Raw genomic sequence first — 20,337 nt, forward strand, 5'->3', positions numbered from 1 at the left:
GCACCGGCCCAACCTCGGAGAGAATGATGCCTGGTACGCGCAGTGGTAACGGTTGGGCCATCTGGCTGACCTTCGTCATCGGCTTGTTGCTCAGCGTCACGCCTATGCCGCAGTTCATGGAGATCTTCCGCCCCATGTGGCTGGCGCTGTTGCTGGCATTCTGGACCCTGGCGGTGCCGAACAAGGTTGGCATGACCACTGCCTTTCTGCTCGGGCTTACCGAGGACGTGCTGTATGGCACCCTGCTCGGGCAGAATGCCTTGATCCTCACCCTGGTCACCTTCCTGGTGCTGTCCCTGCAGCAGCGCCTGCGCATGTTCCCGATGTGGCAGCAGAGCCTGGTGATCCTGGTGATCTTCGGTATCGCCCAGTTGATCCAGCTGTGGCTCAGCGCCCTGACCGGCAACCGCCTGCCGACCCTGGCCCTGGTGTGGTCGGCGGTGATCAGCGCATTGCTCTGGCCGTGGATCAGCTTCGCCCTGCGCGATCTGCGCCGACGCCTGCACATCAACTGACCACCACGCCGACCCTGACAGGGAGATGTTGCATGACCGCGCTGTACCTCGCTTCCGGCTCGCCACGCCGCCGTGAACTGCTGGCCCAGGTCGGCGTTCCCTTCACGGTCGTCAGTGCGCCCATCGACGAAACGCCCCTGTCCGGCGAGGCCGCCCCGGCCTATGTCGAGCGGCTGGCGCGGGCCAAGGCCGCAGCTGGCCTTGCCAGCCTGGCTGGCCCCGGCGTGGTGCTCGGTGCCGATACCGCCGTGGTGCTCGATGGGGTCATCCTCGGCAAGCCTGAAAACCGCGAGCAGGCGCTTGCCATGCTCGGCGACCTCTCCGGCCGCGAACACCAGGTGCTCACCGCCGTTGCCCTGAGCGATGGCCAACGTCACGCCAGCCTGTGCGTGGCCAGCACCGTGCGCTTTCGCGCCATTTCCTTCGACGAAGCCTGGCGCTACTGGGCCAGCGGCGAACCGGCAGACAAGGCCGGTGGCTATGCTATCCAGGGTCTCGGTGCGGTATTCGTCACTCACCTTGCAGGCAGCTATTCGGCGGTGGTCGGCCTGCCCCTGAGTGAAACCGCAGAGCTACTGGAAAAATTCGGCATCGCCTGCTGGCAGTCACACGAGGGCCTGGCATTACGCTAGCCAGGCACCGGCCAGCGATCCATCATTACCGAAGACCTTTGACGAGAGCCTGCCATGAGTGAAGAGATCCTGATCAACATCACCCCGATGGAATCACGCGTGGCAGTGGTGGAAAACGGTGTGTTGCAAGAAGTGCATGTCGAGCGCACCCAGCGTCGTGGCATCGTTGGCAACATCTACAAGGGCAAGGTGGTGCGGGTACTGCCCGGCATGCAGGCGGCCTTCGTCGATATCGGCCTGGAGCGCGCGGCGTTCATCCATGCTTCGGAAATTTCCCAGCGCGAAGGCTCGGCGGTGGAGACCATCACCGCCCTTGTGCACGAAGGGCAGGCCCTGGTGGTCCAGGTGACCAAGGACCCGATCGGCACCAAGGGCGCGCGCCTGACCACCCAACTCTCGATCCCCTCGCGCTACCTGGTGTACATGCCGCGCAGCAGCCATGTGGGCATTTCCCTGAAGATCGAGGACGAAGCCGAGCGCGAGCGCCTCAAGCAGGTGGTCAGCGACTCCATGGATCGCGAAGATATCAAGGAGGCCGGCGGCTTCATCCTGCGCACCGCCGCCGAGGGCGCGCGGGCCGACGATATCCTCCAGGACATCCGCTACCTGCGCCGTCTGTGGGAGCAGATCGGCGCGCAGATCAAGACCTGTGGCGCCCCCACGGTCATCTACGAGGACCTCGGCCTGGCGCTGCGCACCCTGCGCGACCTGGTCAACCCGAAGATCGAGAAGATCCGCATCGACTCGCGGGAAACCTTCCAGAAAACCTCGCAGTTCGTCGACGAACTCATGCCGGAGATCGCCGACCGCCTGGAGCACTACCCCGGCGAGCGACCGATCTTCGACCTGTATGGTGTGGAAGACGAAATCCAGCGGGCATTGGAGCGCAAGGTGTTGCTCAAGTCCGGTGGCTACCTGGTGGTCGACCCGGCCGAGGCGATGACCACCATCGACGTCAACACCGGCGCCTTCGTCGGCCATCGCAACCTCGAGGAAACCATCTTCAAGACCAACCTCGAGGCGGCCACCGCCATCGCCCGCCAGCTGCGCCTGCGCAATATCGGCGGGATCATCATCATCGATTTCATCGACATGGAAGACGAAGAGCACCAGCGCCAGGTGCTGCGTACCCTGGAAAAGCAGCTCGAGCGCGACCATGCCAAGACCAATATCATCGGTATCACCGAGCTGGGCCTGGTGCAGATGACCCGCAAGCGCACCCGCGAGAGCCTCGAACAAGTGCTGTGCGAGCCGTGCATCGCCTGCCAGGGCCGCGGCAAGCTGAAGACCCCGGAAACCGTTTGCTACGAAATTTTCCGCGAGATCCTGCGCGAGGCCCGGGCCTACCAGGCTGAGGGCTATCGGGTGCTGGCCAACCAGAAGGTGGTCGATAGGCTGCTGGACGAAGAGTCGGGCAATGTCGCTGAGCTGGAGACCTTTATCGGCCGAACCATTCGCTTCCAGGTCGAGTCCATGTATTCCCAGGAACAATACGATGTGGTGCTGCTCTGACGTGCTTTGAAACCCTGCGCCCGGTGGCGAAAATTGCGCCTGCGGCCATAGTTGAGGGACGACTCGGAGGGCCATGGCCATGGAACGTCTGAACCGCGTTCTGGGCGCCTTGACCCGCTGGGGCCTGGGTTTGTGCGCGTTGCTGGCAGTGCTGGTGGCGTTGTACGTCAGCCTTGGTCGGCAACTGGTGCCGCTGGTTGCCGAGTATCGCGCGGACATCGAGGCCAAGGCAGAGCAAGCCCTGGGCCTGCCGGTGCACATCGGCGCCCTGGAGGGGCGCTGGAGCGGCCTGGCGCCGGTCTTGCGGGTGCGTGACCTGCAACTGGGCGAGGGCGCCTCGTCGCTGCGCCTGGATGACGTCAAGCTGGTGCCCGACCTGTGGAGCAGCCTCAAGGCCCGGGAGGTACGCCTGGCGCGTATCCAGCTCGGAGGCTTGCAGTTGATTCTGCATGAAGACGCGCAAGGCGATTGGACCCTCGAAGGCCTGCCGAAGACCGACGACCAGCCCATGGACCCTGCCCAGGTGTTGCAGCGCCTGCAACAGCTCGGCAGGGTCGACCTGTTCGACAGCCAGGTGACTTTCCAGCCGTGGCGCCGCGACTCGATCACCCTCACTTACGTCAGCCTTGGCCTGCGCGCCGGGCCGGCCCAGCAACGCCTTGAGATGCGTGCCACCCTGCCGGATGGCCAGCCGCTGGCGATGAACCTGCAGGCTCGGGTCAGCGGCGGACAGTGGCGCGATGGGCGCTTGCAAGCCTACCTGAGCCTGCCGCAGAGCGACTGGGCACGCTGGCTGCCGCCAAGCCTGCTGGGGCAGTGGCGGGCCAAGACCCTGCGCGGCGGTGGCGAGGTGTGGGTGGACTGGAACAAGGGTCAGTTACAGCGCGCCACCGTGCGTCTCAATGCGCCGCAGCTGCGTGGCGCCTATGCCGGGCGCAAGGCCGTCACCCTCGACAACCTGGCGCTGTCCAGCTGGGTGCGACGCCATGACGATGGCTATGAGGTGGTGGTCGACTCACTGGCCGCAAGCCTCGGCGAGACCCGCTGGGAAACCCACCTGCAGGCACGCCAGCGCCTGGGCCAGGAAGCGGCCGAGGAGACCTGGCAGGTCCAGGCCGACCGCCTCGACCTGACGCCGTTGACGCCGCTTGTCGATGCCCTGGCGCCCTTGCCGGACAACCTCATGACCGTGGTCGACGCCCTGAATGTCACGGGCGCCTTGCGTAACGTGCGTGTGGAGGCGCGGCCCAAGGCCGAAGGTGACCAGCGTGTGCAGTTCGCCGCGAACCTGGAGAAGGTCGGCTTCGATGCCTACCACGGCGCCCCCGCGGCGGGCAATGTCAGCGGCAGCATCAGCGGCGATCTCGGCCAGGGTGAGCTTCGCCTCGATAGCGACGAGTTCATGCTGCATTTGTACCCGATCTTCGGCAAACCCTGGCACTACCCTAAAGCCAACGCGCGGTTGACATGGGCGTTGGACAAAGAAGGCTTCACGCTGATCGCCCCTTACATCAAGGTATTGGGCGATGAAGGCAAGATCGCTGCCGACTTCCTTATTCGCCTGACGTTTGCCCCGGACACCGAAGACTACATGGACCTGCGCGTGGGCATGACCGAAGGCGATGGACGCTACACCGCCAAGTACCTGCCCGAAGTGCTCAGCCCCGCGCTCGACGAGTGGCTGCGCAGTGCCATCGTCAAAGGCGCGGTCGACGAGGGCTACTTCCAGTACCAGGGCTCGCTGAACCACGACGCGCCGGACCACGCCCGCAGCATCAGCCTGTTCTTCAAGGTGCACGACGCAGCCCTGGACTTCCAGCCAGGCTGGCCACAGGTGCAGCAGGTCGACGGCAAGGTCTATATCGAAGACAGCGGCGTGCGCATCAAGGCCAGCGAAGGCCTGTTGCTCGACACCCAGGTACGCAACGTCGAGGTGAACATCCCCCACGTCGAAGGTGGTGCACATAGCCACCTGTACCTGGACGGCGACTTCGACGGCAGCTTGGGCGATGGCTTGAAGATCCTCAAGCAAGCGCCCATCGGCACCGGCGAGATCTTCGCCGGCTGGGAGGGCGAGGGGCCGCTGCAAGGCAAGGTCAAGCTCGACATCCCCCTGGCCCGTGGCGTGCAGCCCAAGGTTCGAGTGGATTTCGCCACCCACGATGCCACGCTGAAGGTGGCGCCTCCGAGCCTCGAGCTGAGCAAGTTGAAAGGCGATTTCACCTTCGACCTGGACAAAGGTCTGAGCGGCAAGGACATCAGCCTGCGTGCCTTCGACAGGCCGGTGACCGCGCAGGTCTTCGCCGAAGGCCAGGCTGGGCAAATCCAGACCCGCATCGCTGCCAGCGGCCAGGTGGCGCTCAAGTCGCTCACCGATTGGTTGCAGGTCAGCCAGCCGCTGCCGGCCAGTGGCGAGCTGCCCTACCAGTTGCAACTGAGCCTGGGCAGCCGCGACAAGCGGCTGACCGTGAATTCCTCGCTCAAAGGCCTGGTCGTCGACTTGCCCGAACCCTTCGGCAAGGCAGCGGCAGATCCCCGCGACAGCCGTTTCAGCATGACCCTGGACGGCGCCGAGCGGCGTTTCGATGTCAGCTACGGTGACACTGCTCGCCTGGCCTACGCAGCGCCGCCCGACAAGCTTGCCCAGGGGCGCGGCGAGCTGTTGCTGGGCAGCGGTGAGGCATCTTTACCTGGCGGCCAAGGCCTGCGTGTGCGCGGGCGCTTGGAGACCCTGGATATCGCGCCCTGGCAGCAGCAGCTCGAACGCGTGGCTGGTCAGGACCCGGGTGGCAACGCCCGGCAGAACCTGCAAAGCGTGGACCTGAGCATCGGCCAGCTTAAAGCCTTCGGCATGGACCTGAACCAGACCGTGGTGCGCCTGGCGCGAGGCGGCGATGCCTGGGACTTGCGCCTGGACAGCAAGGAAGTGATCGGCAACGCCCGTATTCCCGATGCCAAGGCCGCCCCCATGGCGGTGCATTTGCAGACCCTGCGTCTGCCGCCTGCCGACCCACAGGCACAGCAGGACGAAAATGCGCCGGACCCCCTGGCCGACTTCGACCCGCGCAAGTCCCCCGCCCTGGACCTGGCCATCGACAAGCTCTACCGTGGCGACGACCTGTTCGGCAGCGCGGCGGTGAAGCTACGGCCCACGCCCCGTGGCGTGTCCCTGGACGATATCGACCTCGAGCTCAAGGGCCTGAAGATCGATGGCGCCGGCGGCTGGGAAGGTGAACCCGGCAACAGCGCGAGCTGGTACAAGGGCCGCCTGGACGGCAAGAACCTCGGCGACGTACTCACCGCCTGGGGCTTCGCCCCGACCGTAACCAGCCGCGACTTTCGCATGGATGTCGACGGGCGCTGGCCCGGCTCGCCGGCCTGGGTGGGGCTCAAGCGCTTCTCCGGCAGCCTCGACGCGTCCCTGCGCACCGGCCAGTTCGTCGAGGTCGAGGGCAGTGCCCAGGCGCTGCGGGTGTTCGGCCTGCTCAACTTCAACTCGATCGGTCGACGTCTGCGCCTGGACTTCTCCGACCTGTTCAGCAAGGGCCTGGCCTATGACCGGGTCAAAGGCTTGCTGGTGGCCAGCGATGGCGTCTACGTGACCCGCGAGCCGATTACCGTGACGGGGCCGTCGAGCAATTTCGAGCTTGATGGCACGCTGGACATGGTGCGTGACCGGGTCGACGCCAACCTGCAAGTGACCTTGCCGGTCACCAACAACCTGCCCCTGGCCGCGTTGATCGTGGGCGCGCCCGCCGTTGGGGGGGCGCTGTTCCTGGTCGACCGGTTGATCGGTGACCGTGTATCGCGCTTCGCCAGCGTGAACTATCGCGTCGAAGGGCCGTGGAAAGAGCCTAGAATCACCTTTGTGAAACCTTTCGAGAAGTAGCGCCAGGAGCCTCGATGAAGTCAGCGGTGATCCAGATGGTCAGCCAGGACGATGTGCTGGCCAACCTGCAGTGCGCCGGCACCTTGCTCAGGCAGGCAGCCGACGGTGGTGCGCGCCTGGCCGTGCTGCCGGAGAATTTCGCGGCCATGGGCCGGCGCGACGCCGCCGCCATTGGCCGCGCCGAGGCCGTGGGCGAAGGCCCGATACTGCCCTGGTTGAAACGCACTGCCCGCGACCTCAAGTTATGGATTGTCGCCGGGACCTTGCCGTTGCCCCCGGTCGACCAGCCCGAGGCCAAGGCCCATGCCTGCTCGCTGCTGATCGACGAGGACGGCATGCTGGCGGCACGCTATGACAAGTTGCACCTGTTCGACGTGGATGTGACGGACAATCGCGGTCGCTATCGCGAGTCCGACGACTACGCCCATGGCGCTCGGGTGGTGGTGGCCGATACGCCTGTCGGACGGCTTGGCCTTTCGGTGTGCTATGACCTGCGCTTCCCCGAGCTTTACAGCGCCTTGCGCGCCGCCGGGGCCGAACTGATCAGCGCGCCAGCGGCCTTCACCGCCGTGACTGGGGCTGCACACTGGGAAGTGCTGGTGCGCGCACGGGCCATCGAAACCCAGTGCTACCTGCTGGCGGCGGCCCAGGGCGGGATTCACCCAGGCCCGCGTGAAACCCATGGCCATGCGGCGATCGTAGACCCTTGGGGGCGGATCGTCGCCGAACAGGCGCGAGGCGAAGCGGTACTGCTGGCCGAGCGCGACATTGACGAACAGGCGTCCATACGGGCGCGCATGCCGGTGGTTTCGCACCGGCGCTTTTTCTCGCAGGACGCCTTGCGGCCTGCGCACACCTCGGAGTGACTATGAGCCAGATGTTATCCACCGTCAGCGAACAGCTCCTGGCCCCAGGCGGACTCACCCTGGACAGCCTGCAGGCCGTGCTGGGTGAGTTGGCCGGCCCGGGCATCGACGCCGCCGACCTGTACTTCCAGGGCCAGGTCTCGGAAACCTGGGCGCTGGAGGACGGTATCGTCAAGGAAGGCAGCTTCAACCTCGACCAGGGCGTGGGCGTGCGCGCCCAGTCCGGCGAGAAGACCGGCTTCGCCTACAGCAACGCAATCAACCTCGAGGCCCTGACCTCGGCCGCCCGCGCCGCTCGCTCGATTTCCCGGGCTGGCCAGGAAGGCCGGGTGCAGGCGTTCCGCAGCCAGGATGTAACGGCGCTGTATGCGCCCGACAACCCACTGGATGTGCTTGGCCGTGCTGAAAAAGTCGAGCTGCTCAAGCGCGTCGATGCCGCCACCCGCGCGCTTGACCCGCGTATCCAGCAGGTCAGCGTGAGCATGGCCGGGGTGTGGGAACGTATCCTGATTGCCGCCGCCGATGGCAGCCTCGCCGCTGACGTGCGCCCGCTGGTGCGCTTCAACGTCAGCGTGATCGTCGAGCAGAACGGCCGTCGCGAGCGAGGCGGGCAGGGCGGTGGCGGGCGTACCGACTACCGCTATTTCACTGAGGAGCGAGTGATGGGCTATGCCCGTGAGGCATTGCGCCAGGCACTGGTCAACCTCGAGGCGCAACCGGCGCCGGCCGGGACCTTGCCGGTGGTGCTCGGGCCGGGCTGGTCCGGGGTACTGCTGCACGAAGCGGTCGGCCACGGGCTGGAAGGCGACTTCAACCGTAAGGGCAGCTCGGCCTACAGCGGCCGTATCGGCGAGCAGGTGGCGTCCACGCTGTGCACCATCGTCGACGACGGCACCCTCGAGGGACGCCGCGGCTCGCTGAGCGTCGATGACGAAGGCACGCCGACCGAATGCACCACGTTGATCGAGAACGGCATCCTCAAGGGCTACATGCAGGACAAGCTCAACGCCCGACTTATGGGCATGGCGGTCACCGGCAATGGCCGCCGTGAGTCCTACGCGCACTTGCCGATGCCACGCATGACCAACACCTACATGCGAGCAGGCGAAAGCGACCCGCAGGAAATCATCGCTTCGGTGAAGAAAGGCATCTACTGCGCCAACCTCGGCGGTGGTCAGGTGGACATCACCAGCGGCAAGTTCGTGTTCTCCACCAGCGAGGCCTACCTGATCGAGGACGGCAAGATCACCCGCCCGGTCAAGGGCGCGACGTTGATCGGCAATGGTCCTGAGGCGATGAGCCGGGTGTCGATGGTCGGTAACGACCTGGCGCTGGACAGCGGCGTGGGCACCTGCGGCAAGGACGGGCAATCGGTGCCGGTGGGCGTTGGCCAGCCGACGCTCAAGCTCGATGCGATTACCGTCGGTGGTACCGGGGCGTGATAGCGCTGGGGCCGCGTAGCAGCCCCAGCAGGCGGGCCTCAGCGCAAGCCGCGCTGGGTCTCGTCGAGGTCGCGGATGTACTTGAAGACCTTGCGCGCAGCGGCAGGCGGTTTGTTCCGCGCCTTCTCGTGCTGGGCATGACGGATCAGCGAGCGCAGGTGCTGACGGTCGGTGTCGGGGTACTCGTTGACGAAGCGTTCCAGGTCTTCGTCATTACCGTCCACCAGGCGGTCGCGCCAACGCTCCAGGTTGTGGAAGCGCTCGTTGTACTGGCGGGTCGAGCTGTCGACCTGGTCCAGCACCGCGAGGATGGCGTCGACGTCCTGGTCGCGCATGAGCTTGCCGACGAACGACATGTGGCGTTTGCGGGCACCGTGGGCGGTGTGTTTGGAGGCCTCGGCCAGCGCCTTGCGCAACTCGTCGGTCAGGGGCAGGCGAGCGAGGGTCTCGGCCTTGACGGTAGTGAGCCGCTCGCCGAGTTCGACCAGCGCATGCAGCTCGCGCTTGATCTGGGTTTTGCTTTTTTCGCCGTCGAAGGCGTCGTCGTATGAATCAACCATGGTGGCAGTCCGCAGGAAATCGCCGCCATGATAACCAGTCGGGGGCCGCTTTGTCCGGCCCGGTCGCGCCAAGACCCTCGCCGAACACAGAATTTGAGTGGAGAAAACCATGAGTGCAGTCCAGAGCATCGGTCCGAAGGACCTGCCGGCGTTGCAGGAGCAGGTCGAGGCGATCATCGCCGAAGCGCGCCGCCAGGGCGCCAGTGCCTGTGAGGTTGCGGTATCGCTGGAGCAGGGGCTATCCACCACGGTGCGTCAGCGCGAGGTGGAGACCGTCGAGTTCAACCGCGACCAAGGTTTCGGCATCACCCTTTACGTGGGGCAGCGCAAGGGCTCGGCGAGCACCTCGGCCAACGGCCCGGATGCCATCCGCGAAACCGTGGCGGCAGCGCTGGCCATTGCCAAGCACACCTCCGAGGACGCGTGCTCGGGCCTGGCCGATGCGGCCCTGATGGCTCGGGAAATGCCAGACCTGGACCTCTACCACGACTGGGACATCAGCCCCGAGCGAGCCATCGAGCAGGCGCTGGCCTGTGAAGCGGCGGCGTTCGACGCCGATGCGCGCATCCGCAATGCCGACGGCACCACCCTCAATACCCACCAGGGCTGCCGCGTGTACGGCAACAGCCATGGTTTCATCGGCGGTTATGCCTCCACCCGCCACAGCCTGAGCTGCGTGATGATCGCCGAGGGCGATGGGCAGATGCAGCGCGACTACTGGTATGACGTGAATCGCCAGGGCCAGTTGCTGGCTGACCCACGCAGCATCGGCCAGCGCGCCGCCCAGCGCGCCGCTAGCCGCCTGGGTGCCCGCCCGGTGCCGACTTGCGAGGTGCCGGTGCTGTTCTCGGCGGAGCTGGCCGGTGGCCTGTTCGGCAGCTTCCTGTCGGCGATTTCAGGGGGCAACCTCTACCGCAAGTCGTCGTTCCTCGAGGGTGCCATCGGCCAGCGGCTGTTCCCTACCTGGCTGACCCTCGACGAACGCCCGCACTTGCCGCGCGCACTGGGCAGTGCAGCCTTCGATGGCGATGGCCTGGCTACCTACGCCAAGCCTTTCGTCGATAAAGGCGAGTTGGTGTCGTACGTGCTGGGCACCTATTCGGGCCGTAAGCTGGGCCTGCCCAGCACCGCCAACGCTGGCGGCGTGCACAACCTGTTCGTCACCCATGGCGTGGAAGACCAGGCCGCGTTGATCCGCCGCATGGGGCGCGGCCTACTGGTGACCGAGCTGATGGGGCACGGCCTGAACATGGTGACCGGCGACTATTCCCGTGGTGCGGCGGGGTTCTGGGTCGAGAACGGGGAAATCCAGTTCCCCGTCCAAGAAGTGACCATTGCCGGCAATATGAAGGACATGTTCCAGCAGATCGTCGCCATTGGCAGCGATATCGAGACCCGCAGCAATATTCACAGCGGTTCCGTGCTGATCGAGCGGATGACCGTGGCAGGTAGCTGACCGCGCCCCTTACCCAGAAAACCCGGCCTGCGTGCCGGGTTTTTTGTTTGAACGCTGAACGGGTTGCCCGTGCAAGTCGTCACGGCAAGCTTGAAGTGATTCTATTTATCACTTAATAATGAATATCATTACCCAAAGCCCTATGGCGATGATGTTCATGAAACCTGTCCTCCACGAACTGCCTTACCTGGAAAACTGGCGCTGGCTCAGCCGGCGCATCCGCTGCGCACTCGAACCCGACGAGCCCCGGCTGATTGAACATTACCTCGCCGAGGGCCGTTACCTGGTGTGCTGCACCGAAACCTCGCCCTGGACCGTCGCCCTGACCTCCTTCCGCCTGCTGCTGGATACCGCCTGCGACCGCATGTTGCCCTGGCATTGGCGCCTCCTTTGCCTGGACCAGGCCTGGCGCCCGTTGCTGGACCTGCGCAACCTCGACCGCCGCGAACAGAACCTGCGCTGGCAACCCTACGCCATGCAGTTGGCCAACTGCGTCCTGCTGCCTTCGATTTCTCCCGATGAACTGATGCAAGGATTTGAAGATGAGTGATACCCGTATCGAGCGTGACAGCATGGGTGAGCTGCAGGTGCCGGCCCAGGCCCTGTACGGCGCCCAGACCCAGCGCGCGGTCGACAACTTCCCGGTCAGCGGCAAGCCGATGCCGGCACAGTTCATCCGTGCGCTGCTACTGGCCAAGGCCGCAGCGGCCAAGGCCAACGTCGAGCTGAACCAGCTCAGTGCCGAACAGGGCCAGGCCATCGTCGAGGCAGTGGAGCAACTGCTGGCCGAGGACTTCATCCAGCATTTCCCGGTGGATGTGTTCCAGACCGGCTCCGGCACCAGCTCGAACATGAACGCCAACGAGGTGATCGCGACCTTGGCCAGCCGTGTGCTGGGCGACAAGGTCAATGCCAACGACCACGTCAACTGTGGCCAGAGCAGCAACGACATCATCCCGACCACCATCCATGTCAGTGCCGCCCTGGCCCTGCACGAGCAACTGCTGCCGGCCCTGCGCCACCTCACCCAGGTGATCGAGGCCAAGGCGGTGGAAGTGCATTCATACGTCAAGACCGGCCGTACCCACCTGATGGACGCCATGCCGGTGCGCATGAGCCAGGTGCTCGGTGGCTGGGCCGCGCAGGTCAAGGGCGCCCAGGCGCACATCGAGGCGACGCTGCCGAGCCTGCAAGCCCTGGCCCAGGGCGGTACCGCAGTGGGGACGGGCATCAACGCCCACCCGCAGTTTGCCGCAGGCTTCGCCAGGCAGCTCAGCGGCCTGACCCAGCTCGAGTTCACTCCAGGTGAAAACCTGTTCGCGCTGATTGGCTCCCAGGACACCGCCGTGGCGCTTTCCGGCCAGCTCAAGACCGCCGCCGTGGCCCTGATGAAAATCGCAAACGATCTGCGCTGGATGAACTCCGGCCCCTTGGCAGGCCTTGGTGAAATCGAGCTTGAGGGCCTGCAACCGGGCTCTTCGATCATGCCAGGCAAGGTCAACCCGGTAATTCCGGAGGCCACCGCCATGGTCGCAGCGCAAGTGATCGGCAACGATGCCGCCATCGCCGTGGCCGGTCAGTCGGGCAACTTCGAGCTGAACGTGATGCTGCCGGTGATTGCCCGCAACTTGCTGGAAAGCATCGAGCTGATGGCCAACGTCAGTCGTCTGCTGGCCGACAAGGCCATCGCCAGCTTCAAGGTCAATGAAGGCAAGCTCAAGGAGGCGCTGTCGCGCAATCCGATCCTGGTAACGGCCTTGAACCCGATCATCGGCTACCTGAAGGCCGCCGAAATCGCCAAGACCGCCTACAAGCAGGGCCGCCCGATCATCGATGTGGCGCTCGAACACACGGACCTTTCCCGTGACCAGCTCGAAGCGCTGCTCGACCCGGAGAAACTCACCGCCGGCGGTATCTGACTCAACCCTGCCGCCCAGGAGACCCGTCATGCAGCACTTCAAACGCACCACGGAAAGCGCCAACCGCCTGTTCGAACGCGGCGAGCTGGTCGATGCCCGGGAGCTCTACCTGCAAGCCCTGGCCTTGGCCCAGGTGCTGTTCGAGCGTTGGCATGACGTCGACGAGGCGGTCGCGGTCTTCGTGATTGCCCACCACAACCTGGCCGACCTGCACCTGCGGCTGAACCAGCCTCAGGAGAGTGCCGACTATTTGTGCGCGGCGCACCAGCGTCTGCTCGAAGCCAGCCAGACCCAGCGCCTGCCGCAGGCGCTGCGCGAGGCGGCGTTGCGCCACAGTTCGCGTACCTACACGGAACTGCTGAATTTCATCGCCGAATTCGGCCAGTACCCACGCACCGAGCGCCTGCTCAACCGTCATGCCGCAGCGGCGAGTGAGCTGACCGCGCGGTTGGATGTCATCCCCCGTCCACCTTCCTACGGAATCCATTGACATGCCTTACACCTTGCCTGCATTGCCCTACGCCTACGATGCGCTGGAGCCGCACATCGATACCCAGACCATGGAAATCCACCACACCAAGCACCACCAGACCTACATCAACAACCTCAACGCAGCCGTGGAGGGCACCGAGTGGGCTGACTGGCCGGTGGAAAAACTGGTGGCAGCGGTCAAGCAACTGCCCGAGAAACTCCAGGGTGCGGTCATCAACCAGGGTGGCGGGCACGCCAACCACACCTTGTTCTGGACGGTGATGTCGCCCAAGGGCGGTGGCCAGCCCCAAGGCCAGGTGGCCCAGGCGATCGATGCGCACCTGGGTGGTTTCGACAGCTTCAAGGAGGCTTTCACCAAGGCCGCCCTGTCGCGCTTCGGCAGCGGCTGGGCCTGGCTCAGCGTGACGCCGGCCAAGACCCTTGTAGTGGAAAGCAGCGGTAACCAGGACAGCCCGTTGATGAACGGCAATACGCCGATCCTCGGCCTGGATGTCTGGGAGCACGCCTATTATCTGAAGTACCAGAACCGACGTCCGGAGTACATTGGTGCGTTCTATAACGTGGTCGATTGGGCCGAAGTGGAACGTCGTTACCTCGAAGCCCTGAAGTGAGCTGACCCGGTATGCGCTCGGCGGTGATGTCTGTCAGCAGTGTGCGCCTGTTCCGTCAGGCCTTTGGGATTTTGCTGTTGCTGGTCGGTACCGCGCTGTTGGTGGCGCGGGGCATCGACTGGCTGGACCTGACGCCGCGCATGCTGCGCGCGGTGGAGGGCGGAGCGTTGTGTGCGCTGGGCACCGCGTTGGGTGCTTTGCCGGTACTGGTGATTCGCAACATGCCCGTCGCGCTGGCCGACACCCTGCTGGGCTTCGGCGCGGGCGTGATGCTGGCCGCCACGGCATTCTCGCTGGTCATTCCCGGTTTGGGGGCGGCCCAGGCAATCGGTTTCAGTGCCTTGGGTGCTGCCGGCCTAGTCAGTGCAGGGCTGCTATTGGGCGCGTTGTGCCTATTCCTGGTCGATCTCAAGGTGGCCGGTGGCTCGCCACAGGCGTTGGTCGGTCATGGCAACCAGCCGGTCATCGCCGCGCGAATCTGGCTGTTCGTTGCGGCCATCATCGCCCACAACATCCCGGAAGGCATGGCCATCGGTGTTTCCGCCGGGGGCGGTATGGCCGATGCCGACAGCCTGGCCATGGGCATCGCTTTACAGGATGTACCCGAAGGGCTGGTGATCGCGTTGGTGTTGGCTGGCGCGGGAATGCCGAGGTTCAAGGCGTTCCTGATCGGTGCTGCATCAGGTTTGGTAGAGCCACTGGCGGCGGTGCTTTGTGCCTGGCTGGTGAATGTCGCCGAGCTAGTGCTGCCGTTGGGCCTGGCGTGTGCGGCGGGTGCCATGTTGCTGGTGGTGACCCAGGAGATCATTCCCGAGTCGCGCAGCAATGGTCACCACCGACTGGCCAGCCTGGGGCTGTGTATCGGCTTCTGCCTGATGATGGCGATGGATACCGCGCTGTCGTGAGTGGCTATCTACGGCGCGTCAGCGGTGGGCGAGTTCACTCGCCCTCGTCGAAATAGTTGTTGATAAGTGCCACCAGCGCTTCAAGGGCGTCATTGTCCTGTTCGCCCTCGGTGTACAGGTGCACCTGGGTGCCTTTGCCCGCTGCCAGCATCATCACCGCCATGATGCTTTTGCCATCGACCAGTTTGTCTGGCGCGCGGCCAACCCTGACCTGGCAGGGGAAGCGGCCGGCCACGCCGACGAACTTGGCTGCCGCCCGGGCATGCAGGCCTAGCTTGTTGATAATGGTGATTTCGCGGGCGGGCATCGTGGGGTGGATCCTGTGGGCTAGAGGTCGCGGTGGCGGACCTGGACGTTTTTCAGAGTGGGCTGCAGCAGTTGGCCAAGGCGTTCGGTGATGTACACCGAGCGGTGATGACCGCCGGTGCAACCGATCGCGATGGTGACGTAAGCGCGGTTGCTGGCAGCGAAGCGGGGCAACCATTTGAGCAGATAGCTGGAAATGTCCTGGAACATTTCCTCGACATCCGGCTGTGCGGCCAGGTAGTCGATGACCGGTTGATCGAGGCCGGAATGCTCGCGCAATTCCGGCTTCCAATAGGGGTTGGGCAGGCAGCGTACGTCGAATACCAGGTCGGCGTCGATCGGCATGCCGCGCTTGAAGCCGAACGACTCCACAAGGAACGCAGTGCCGGGTTCTGGCTGGTTGAGCAGGCGCAGTTTGATCGAGTCGCGCAGCTGGTAGAGGTTGAGGCTGGTGGTGTCGATCTTCAGGTCTGCCAGGTCGGCGATCGGCCCGAGCAGTTCGCTTTCCACGCGAATGGCCTCGGCCAGCGAACGGTCGGAATTGGTCAGCGGGTGGCGTCGACGGGTTTCCGAGAAACGCTTGAGCAGGGTGTCTTCGTCGGCATCCAGGTACAACACGTCGCACTGGATGTGCCTTGCCCTGGCATCCTCGAGCAATTCGGGGAAGCGTGTCAGGTGGCTTGGCAGGTTGCGCGCATCGATCGACACGGCGACCTTTGGTTGCAGCAGCTCGGTATTGAGCAGCGCATTTTCCGCCAGCTGCGGCAGCAACCCGGCGGGCAGGTTGTCGATGCAGTAGTAGCCGTTGTCTTCCAGGACATCGAGCGCGGTGCTCTTGCCGGAGCCGGACCGGCCGCTGACGATGATCAGGCGCATGTTCAATGCTCGTTCTGAATGTCCAGGACTACCTGGTACAGGGCCTCGCTGCTGTCGGCGGCACGCAGGCGATCACGGACCTCCTTGCGATCAAGCATGCTGGCGATCTGACGCAGCAGTTCAAGGTGCGCATCGGTAGCGGCTTCAGGTACCAAAAGGACGAACAAAAGGTCTACCGGGGCGCCGTCGATGGCATCGTATTCGATCGGGGCGTCCAGATGCAGCAGAGCGCTGACCGGGGTGGTGCACCCTTCGAGACGGCAGTGGGGAATGGCAATGCCATTGCCGAAACCGGTGGAGCCCAGCTTCTCGCGAGCGACAAGCTTTTCGAACACTTCGTATTCGTTGAGCTCAGTGACTTCCCGGGCGATCGCTTCGGCCACTTTCTCCAAAGCGCGTTTCTTACTAGTGACCCCCGGTACGTTCACCAGGGAACGGCCGGGGGTCAGGATGGTTTCAAGTCGGATCATGGATGAGGGGATCAGCGGGCTGCTGCACCTTGCAACAGGCTCTGCTGTTTTTCCTTGTGTTTTTTCAGTTGGCGGTCGAGCTTGTCGGCCAAGGCATCGATTGCTGCATACATGTCTTTATCTTCGGCGTTCGCAACCACTTCGCCGCCAGGAATCTGCAAGGTCGCCTCGACCTTCTGTTGCAGCTTCTCGACCGTCAGGATGACCTGCACGTTGGTGATCTTGTCGAAGTGGCCTTCCACGCGAGCGAGTTTCTCGAGAACGTACTCACGCAGCGGCTGGGTGACTTCTACATGGTGTCCACTGATGTTGACTTGCATACAGCTTCTCCTTTGTTGCCCGTGCATAGAGAGGCAGGTATTGCGCCTGCCACTGAAACGCTGTGGCACATCCAGGGGCTACATCAATCGCTTGCGTTCGCTCGACGGTGCAATGCCGAGGGACTCGCGGTACTTGGCGACGGTGCGACGGGCGACCTGAATGCCTTGTGCCTCCAGTAAACCAGCGATCTTGCTGTCACTCAATGGCTTTTTCGCATTTTCCGCAGCAACCAGTTTCTTGATGATCGCGCGAATCGCCGTGGACGAGCATTCGCCGCCTTCGGCGGTGCTGACGTGGCTGGAGAAAAAGTATTTCAGCTCGTAGATGCCACGCGGCGTATGCATGTATTTCTGTGTGGTGACGCGGGAAATGGTCGACTCGTGCATGCCCACCGCCTCGGCGATATCGTGCAGCACCAGGGGCTTCATCGCTTCGTCACCATGGTCGAGGAAGCCGCGCTGGTGCTCGACGATCTGGGTGGCCACCTTCATCAGTGTCTCGTTGCGGCTTTGCAGGCTCTTGATGAACCAGCGCGCTTCCTGTAACTGGTTGCGCATGAAGGTGTTGTCGGCACTGGTGTCGGCACGGCGCACGAAGCCTGCGTATTGCGGGTTGACGCGCAGTCGCGGGACCGCCTCCTGGTTGAGTTCCACCAGCCAGCGGTCGCTGTCCTTGCGCACGATGACGTCGGGGACGACGTATTCGGGCTCGCTGGACTCGATCTGCGAGCCGGGACGCGGGTTCAGGCTCTGCACCAGCTCGATGACCTGGCGCAATTCGTCTTCCTTGAGCTTCATGCGCCGCATCAGCTGGCTGTAGTCACGGCTTCCGAGCAGATCGATGAAGTCGGTGACCAGGCGCTGGGCCTCGGCCATCCATGGGGTGCTGCCGGGGAGTTGGCGCAGTTGCAGCAACAGGCACTCGCCCAGGTTGCGTGCGCCGACGCCCGCAGGCTCGAACTGCTGGATGCGGTGCAGGACTGCCTCGACTTCATCGAGCTCGATATCCAGCTCCGGGTCGAAGCCTGCACAGATCTCCTCGAGTGTGTCGTCCAGGTAGCCTTGGTTGTTGATGCTGTCGATCAGGGTGACGGCGATCAGGCGATCGGTATCGGACATCGGCGCCAGGTTCAGTTGCCACAGCAGGTGGCTTTGCAGGCTTTCCCCAGCGGAGGTGCGGGTGGTGAAGTCCCACTCGTCGTCATCGTTGCTGGGCAGGCTGCTGGCGCTGGTCTGGTAGATGTCTTCCCAGGCGGTGTCGACGGGGAGTTCGTTGGGAATGCGCTCGTTCCATTCGCCTTCCTCCAGGGTTTCCGCGCTGCCGCCAGTGGTTTCCTGGAAGCTGCTCTCCTGGGGTTCGGCAACAGGCTTGCTGTCGCCGTTCTCGGCCATCGGGTCGCTGTTGTCGAAATCGTCGCCGTCTTCCTGACGTTCGAGCATCGGGTTCGACTCCAGCGCTTCCTGGATTTCCTGCTGGAGGTCCAGGGTGGAGAGCTGAAGCAGACGGATGGCCTGTTGCAACTGCGGGGTCATCGTCAGTTGCTGGCCCATTTTTAGGACGAGCGATGGTTTCATGGCTGGAACTTAATACCTTGTTCGCCGGCACGCATGTGCCATCTACTACAGGGCGCCAAGGCGCCGAATTTTAAGCAAGTTATATGCCTGAAATTCTGGCGTTTGCCTAGACCCTGTAACAATTAAGCCTCTCGTGCGAGGCTTTGCCAGCTTGATTCAGTGCTCCAGGTTGGCCTGGGTCAGAGCCGGAACTCGTGACCCAGGTAAACCTCCTTGACCAGCTGGTTGGCCAGGATGGTCTCGGAATCGCCTTCGGCGATCAGTTGACCATCGTTGACAATGTAGGCGGTTTCGCAGATGTCCAACGTCTCGCGCACGTTGTGGTCGGTGATGAGTACGCCGATGCCCTTGGCCTTCAGATGATGGATGATCTGCTTGATGTCGCCCACGGAAATCGGGTCGACGCCGGCGAAGGGTTCGTCCAGCAGGATGAACTTTGGCGCGGTGGCCAGGGCGCGGGCAATTTCCACGCGACGTCGTTCGCCGCCGGACAAGCTCATGCCGAGGTTGTCGCGGATATGGCTGATGTGGAATTCCTGCAGCAGGCTTTCCAGCTCCTGGCGCCGGCCTTCACGGTCCAACTCCTTGCGGGTTTCGAGGATCGCCATGATGTTGTCGGCCACCGACAGCTTGCGGAAGATCGACGCTTCCTGGGGCAGGTAGCCAATGCCGGCGCGCGCGCGGCCGTGCATGGGCTGGTGGCTGACGTCGTTGCTGTCGATCAGTACGCGGCCCTGGTCGGCCTGGACCAGGCCGACGATCATGTAGAAACAGGTGGTCTTGCCGGCGCCGTTGGGGCCGAGCAGGCCGACGATCTGGCCACTGTCGATCGACAGGCTGACGTCGCGGACGACCTGGCGCCCCTTGTAGCTCTTGGCCAGGTGCTGCGCTTTGAGGGTTGCCATTTACTCGGCCTTCTTCTTCGGCTGGATCACCATGTCGATACGCTGGCGCGGTGTGGTCACGTTGCCACCACGACCTGCGGTCGCCACCTGGGTCTTGGTGTTGTAGACGATCTTCTCGCCTTCGGTGGTATTGCCTTCGTTCTCGACCTTGGCGCGATCGGTGAGGATCACCTGTTCTTTCTGCGCCTGGTACTGGATGGTCACGGCCCAGCCTTTCATCTTGTCGGGCTTGGCGGCGCTCTGCTGCTGCTCGAAGTAGGCCAGGTTGCCCACCGAGGTCACCACGTCGATGTCGCCGGAGGCGGCACGGGTCATGGTCACGGTGTTGCCTTTGATCATCATCGAACCCTGGGTGATGATCACATCGCCCGTATAGGTAGCCACGCCTTGCTTGTCGTCAAGGTGGGCGTTGTCCGCCTGGATGCGGATCGGCTGGTCACGGTCGTTCGGCAGGGCGAGGGCGCTCGCGCTTCCCAGTGCTGCGCTCAGGCTGAGCAAAAGGGGGAGGGTGTTAACGAGCCTCATACTGTCCTCTTACGTTGGACAGCAGGTCCATCCTGCCGTCTTTCAAATAGGCTTTCATTCCTTTGCCCGTAGTCGTGCCACCGGCGCCGTCGATTCTAACGGCTTGCTCGGTCTGCGCATATTGCTTCTGCGGGAACACGGTCATGCGGGTAGTGGTAATCAGGGTGTTGCGCTGTTTTTCGTCGGTGCGGGCGACCCGCACGTCGTCTATCAGTTCCACCTCGGTGCCATCGGGGTTCACCTCGGCGCGCGCGCTCTGCACGTGCCAGGGGTACTGGGTGCCACGGTACATGTGCAGGTCCGGCTTGGTCACCAGGGTCACCTCGCTGGCCTTCATGTGCTCGACCTTGTCCGCGGTCATCTCGTACTGCAACTTGCCGTCGGGCAGAAACTGCACGCTGTGGGCATTGATCGCATAGTAGTCGATGGCGCTGTCGTCGGCCTGTGCCACTGGCTTGTCAAGGAAGCTTTCGGGGCTGATGTTCCAGTAGCCGACTGCTACCAGCAGCGCGGCGATGGCGCCCAGCAGCACGAAGTTGCGCAATTTCTTGCTGAACATGT

At 63.8% G+C, this 20,337-nt stretch carries 21 protein-coding genes; 12 read left to right on the forward strand and 9 right to left on the reverse strand.

Going from position 1 to position 20,337, the window contains the following annotated elements; all coding sequences use genetic code 11:
* Positions 1 to 26: 26 nt before the first annotated feature.
* The 6 genes from mreD (at position 27) to tldD (ending at position 8,856) form a co-directional block, all read left to right on the forward strand.
* Positions 27 to 515 carry a rod shape-determining protein MreD gene (mreD, locus tag RAC97_RS23240; RefSeq protein ID WP_375099781.1) on the forward strand — a complete coding sequence of 163 codons (489 nt, stop codon included), beginning with the start codon at positions 27 to 29 and terminating at the stop codon, positions 513 to 515.
* A gap of 32 nt (positions 516 to 547) precedes the next feature.
* A complete protein-coding gene (locus RAC97_RS23245; protein WP_375099779.1) occupies positions 548 to 1,147 on the forward strand; it encodes a Maf family protein in 600 nt (199 codons plus the stop codon).
* Positions 1,148 to 1,201: 54 nt separating this feature from the next.
* A complete protein-coding gene (rng, locus tag RAC97_RS23250; RefSeq protein WP_375099778.1) occupies positions 1,202 to 2,659 on the forward strand; it encodes a ribonuclease G in 1,458 nt (485 codons plus the stop codon).
* A 73-nt stretch (positions 2,660 to 2,732) separates the two neighbouring features.
* Positions 2,733 to 6,548 (forward strand): YhdP family protein, encoded by a 3,816-nt coding sequence (locus tag RAC97_RS23255; protein WP_375099776.1) that lies wholly within the window; start codon positions 2,733 to 2,735, stop codon positions 6,546 to 6,548.
* Positions 6,549 to 6,562: 14 nt separating this feature from the next.
* Complete coding sequence (locus RAC97_RS23260) at positions 6,563 to 7,414, forward strand: carbon-nitrogen hydrolase family protein (RefSeq protein WP_375099775.1); 852 nt, start codon at positions 6,563 to 6,565, stop codon at positions 7,412 to 7,414.
* Between the two features lie 2 nt (positions 7,415 to 7,416).
* Positions 7,417 to 8,856: a metalloprotease TldD gene (tldD, locus tag RAC97_RS23265; protein WP_375099774.1), complete on the forward strand. Its 1,440-nt coding sequence runs from the start codon at positions 7,417 to 7,419 to the stop codon at positions 8,854 to 8,856.
* 38 nt (positions 8,857 to 8,894) lie between these two features.
* Here tldD and yjgA read toward each other — a convergent pair whose 3' ends face one another.
* Positions 8,895 to 9,416, reverse strand: coding sequence for a ribosome biogenesis factor YjgA (yjgA, locus tag RAC97_RS23270; RefSeq protein WP_375099773.1), 522 nt, complete (start codon positions 9,414 to 9,416; stop codon positions 8,895 to 8,897).
* A gap of 109 nt (positions 9,417 to 9,525) precedes the next feature.
* Between yjgA and pmbA the strand changes: the two genes are divergently transcribed.
* The 6 genes from pmbA (at position 9,526) to RAC97_RS23300 (ending at position 14,799) form a co-directional block, all read left to right on the forward strand.
* Positions 9,526 to 10,872, forward strand: coding sequence for a metalloprotease PmbA (gene pmbA, locus RAC97_RS23275; protein WP_375099772.1), 1,347 nt, complete (start codon positions 9,526 to 9,528; stop codon positions 10,870 to 10,872).
* A 148-nt stretch (positions 10,873 to 11,020) separates the two neighbouring features.
* A complete protein-coding gene (locus RAC97_RS23280) occupies positions 11,021 to 11,422 on the forward strand; it encodes a FagA protein (protein WP_375099770.1) in 402 nt (133 codons plus the stop codon).
* On the forward strand, positions 11,415 to 12,791 hold the full coding sequence (fumC, locus tag RAC97_RS23285; RefSeq protein ID WP_375099769.1) for a class II fumarate hydratase FumC: 1,377 nt from the start codon (positions 11,415 to 11,417) through the stop codon (positions 12,789 to 12,791). Before RAC97_RS23280 ends, fumC begins: the two co-directional genes overlap by 8 nt.
* A gap of 28 nt (positions 12,792 to 12,819) precedes the next feature.
* Positions 12,820 to 13,281, forward strand: coding sequence for a hypothetical protein (locus RAC97_RS23290; RefSeq protein ID WP_375099768.1), 462 nt, complete (start codon positions 12,820 to 12,822; stop codon positions 13,279 to 13,281).
* Position 13,282: 1 nt separating this feature from the next.
* Positions 13,283 to 13,894, forward strand: a complete 612-nt coding sequence (locus RAC97_RS23295) for a superoxide dismutase (protein ID WP_375099767.1) — start codon at positions 13,283 to 13,285, stop codon at positions 13,892 to 13,894.
* Between the two features lie 11 nt (positions 13,895 to 13,905).
* Entirely contained in the window at positions 13,906 to 14,799 is an 894-nt protein-coding gene (locus RAC97_RS23300; RefSeq protein ID WP_375099766.1) for a ZIP family metal transporter, read from the forward strand.
* A gap of 34 nt (positions 14,800 to 14,833) precedes the next feature.
* Here RAC97_RS23300 and RAC97_RS23305 read toward each other — a convergent pair whose 3' ends face one another.
* From RAC97_RS23305 to lptC, 8 genes are all read right to left on the reverse strand, one after another.
* A complete protein-coding gene (locus RAC97_RS23305) occupies positions 14,834 to 15,106 on the reverse strand; it encodes an HPr family phosphocarrier protein (RefSeq protein WP_375099765.1) in 273 nt (90 codons plus the stop codon).
* A 20-nt stretch (positions 15,107 to 15,126) separates the two neighbouring features.
* A complete protein-coding gene (gene rapZ / locus RAC97_RS23310; RefSeq protein ID WP_375099764.1) occupies positions 15,127 to 15,981 on the reverse strand; it encodes an RNase adapter RapZ in 855 nt (284 codons plus the stop codon).
* 2 nt (positions 15,982 to 15,983) lie between these two features.
* A complete protein-coding gene (gene ptsN / locus RAC97_RS23315) occupies positions 15,984 to 16,451 on the reverse strand; it encodes a PTS IIA-like nitrogen regulatory protein PtsN (RefSeq protein ID WP_375099763.1) in 468 nt (155 codons plus the stop codon).
* 11 nt (positions 16,452 to 16,462) lie between these two features.
* Positions 16,463 to 16,771, reverse strand: coding sequence for a ribosome hibernation-promoting factor, HPF/YfiA family (gene hpf / locus RAC97_RS23320; protein WP_225787173.1), 309 nt, complete (start codon positions 16,769 to 16,771; stop codon positions 16,463 to 16,465).
* Positions 16,772 to 16,849: 78 nt separating this feature from the next.
* On the reverse strand, positions 16,850 to 18,346 hold the full coding sequence (locus tag RAC97_RS23325; RefSeq protein WP_375099762.1) for an RNA polymerase factor sigma-54: 1,497 nt from the start codon (positions 18,344 to 18,346) through the stop codon (positions 16,850 to 16,852).
* Between the two features lie 179 nt (positions 18,347 to 18,525).
* The gene (lptB, locus tag RAC97_RS23330) at positions 18,526 to 19,251 is read right to left on the reverse strand and encodes an LPS export ABC transporter ATP-binding protein (RefSeq protein WP_375099761.1); all 726 of its coding nucleotides are present in this window, start codon (positions 19,249 to 19,251) and stop codon (positions 18,526 to 18,528) included.
* Positions 19,252 to 19,776 carry a lipopolysaccharide transport periplasmic protein LptA gene (gene lptA, locus RAC97_RS23335; RefSeq protein ID WP_375099760.1) on the reverse strand — a complete coding sequence of 175 codons (525 nt, stop codon included), beginning with the start codon at positions 19,774 to 19,776 and terminating at the stop codon, positions 19,252 to 19,254.
* Positions 19,763 to 20,335, reverse strand: coding sequence for an LPS export ABC transporter periplasmic protein LptC (lptC, locus tag RAC97_RS23340; protein ID WP_375099759.1), 573 nt, complete (start codon positions 20,333 to 20,335; stop codon positions 19,763 to 19,765). Before lptC ends, lptA begins: the two co-directional genes overlap by 14 nt.
* Between the last annotated feature and the right edge of the window lie 2 nt (positions 20,336 to 20,337).

Source organism: Pseudomonas sp. LS_2 (assembly GCF_042709235.1).
Lineage (GTDB): Bacteria > Pseudomonadota > Gammaproteobacteria > Pseudomonadales > Pseudomonadaceae > Aquipseudomonas.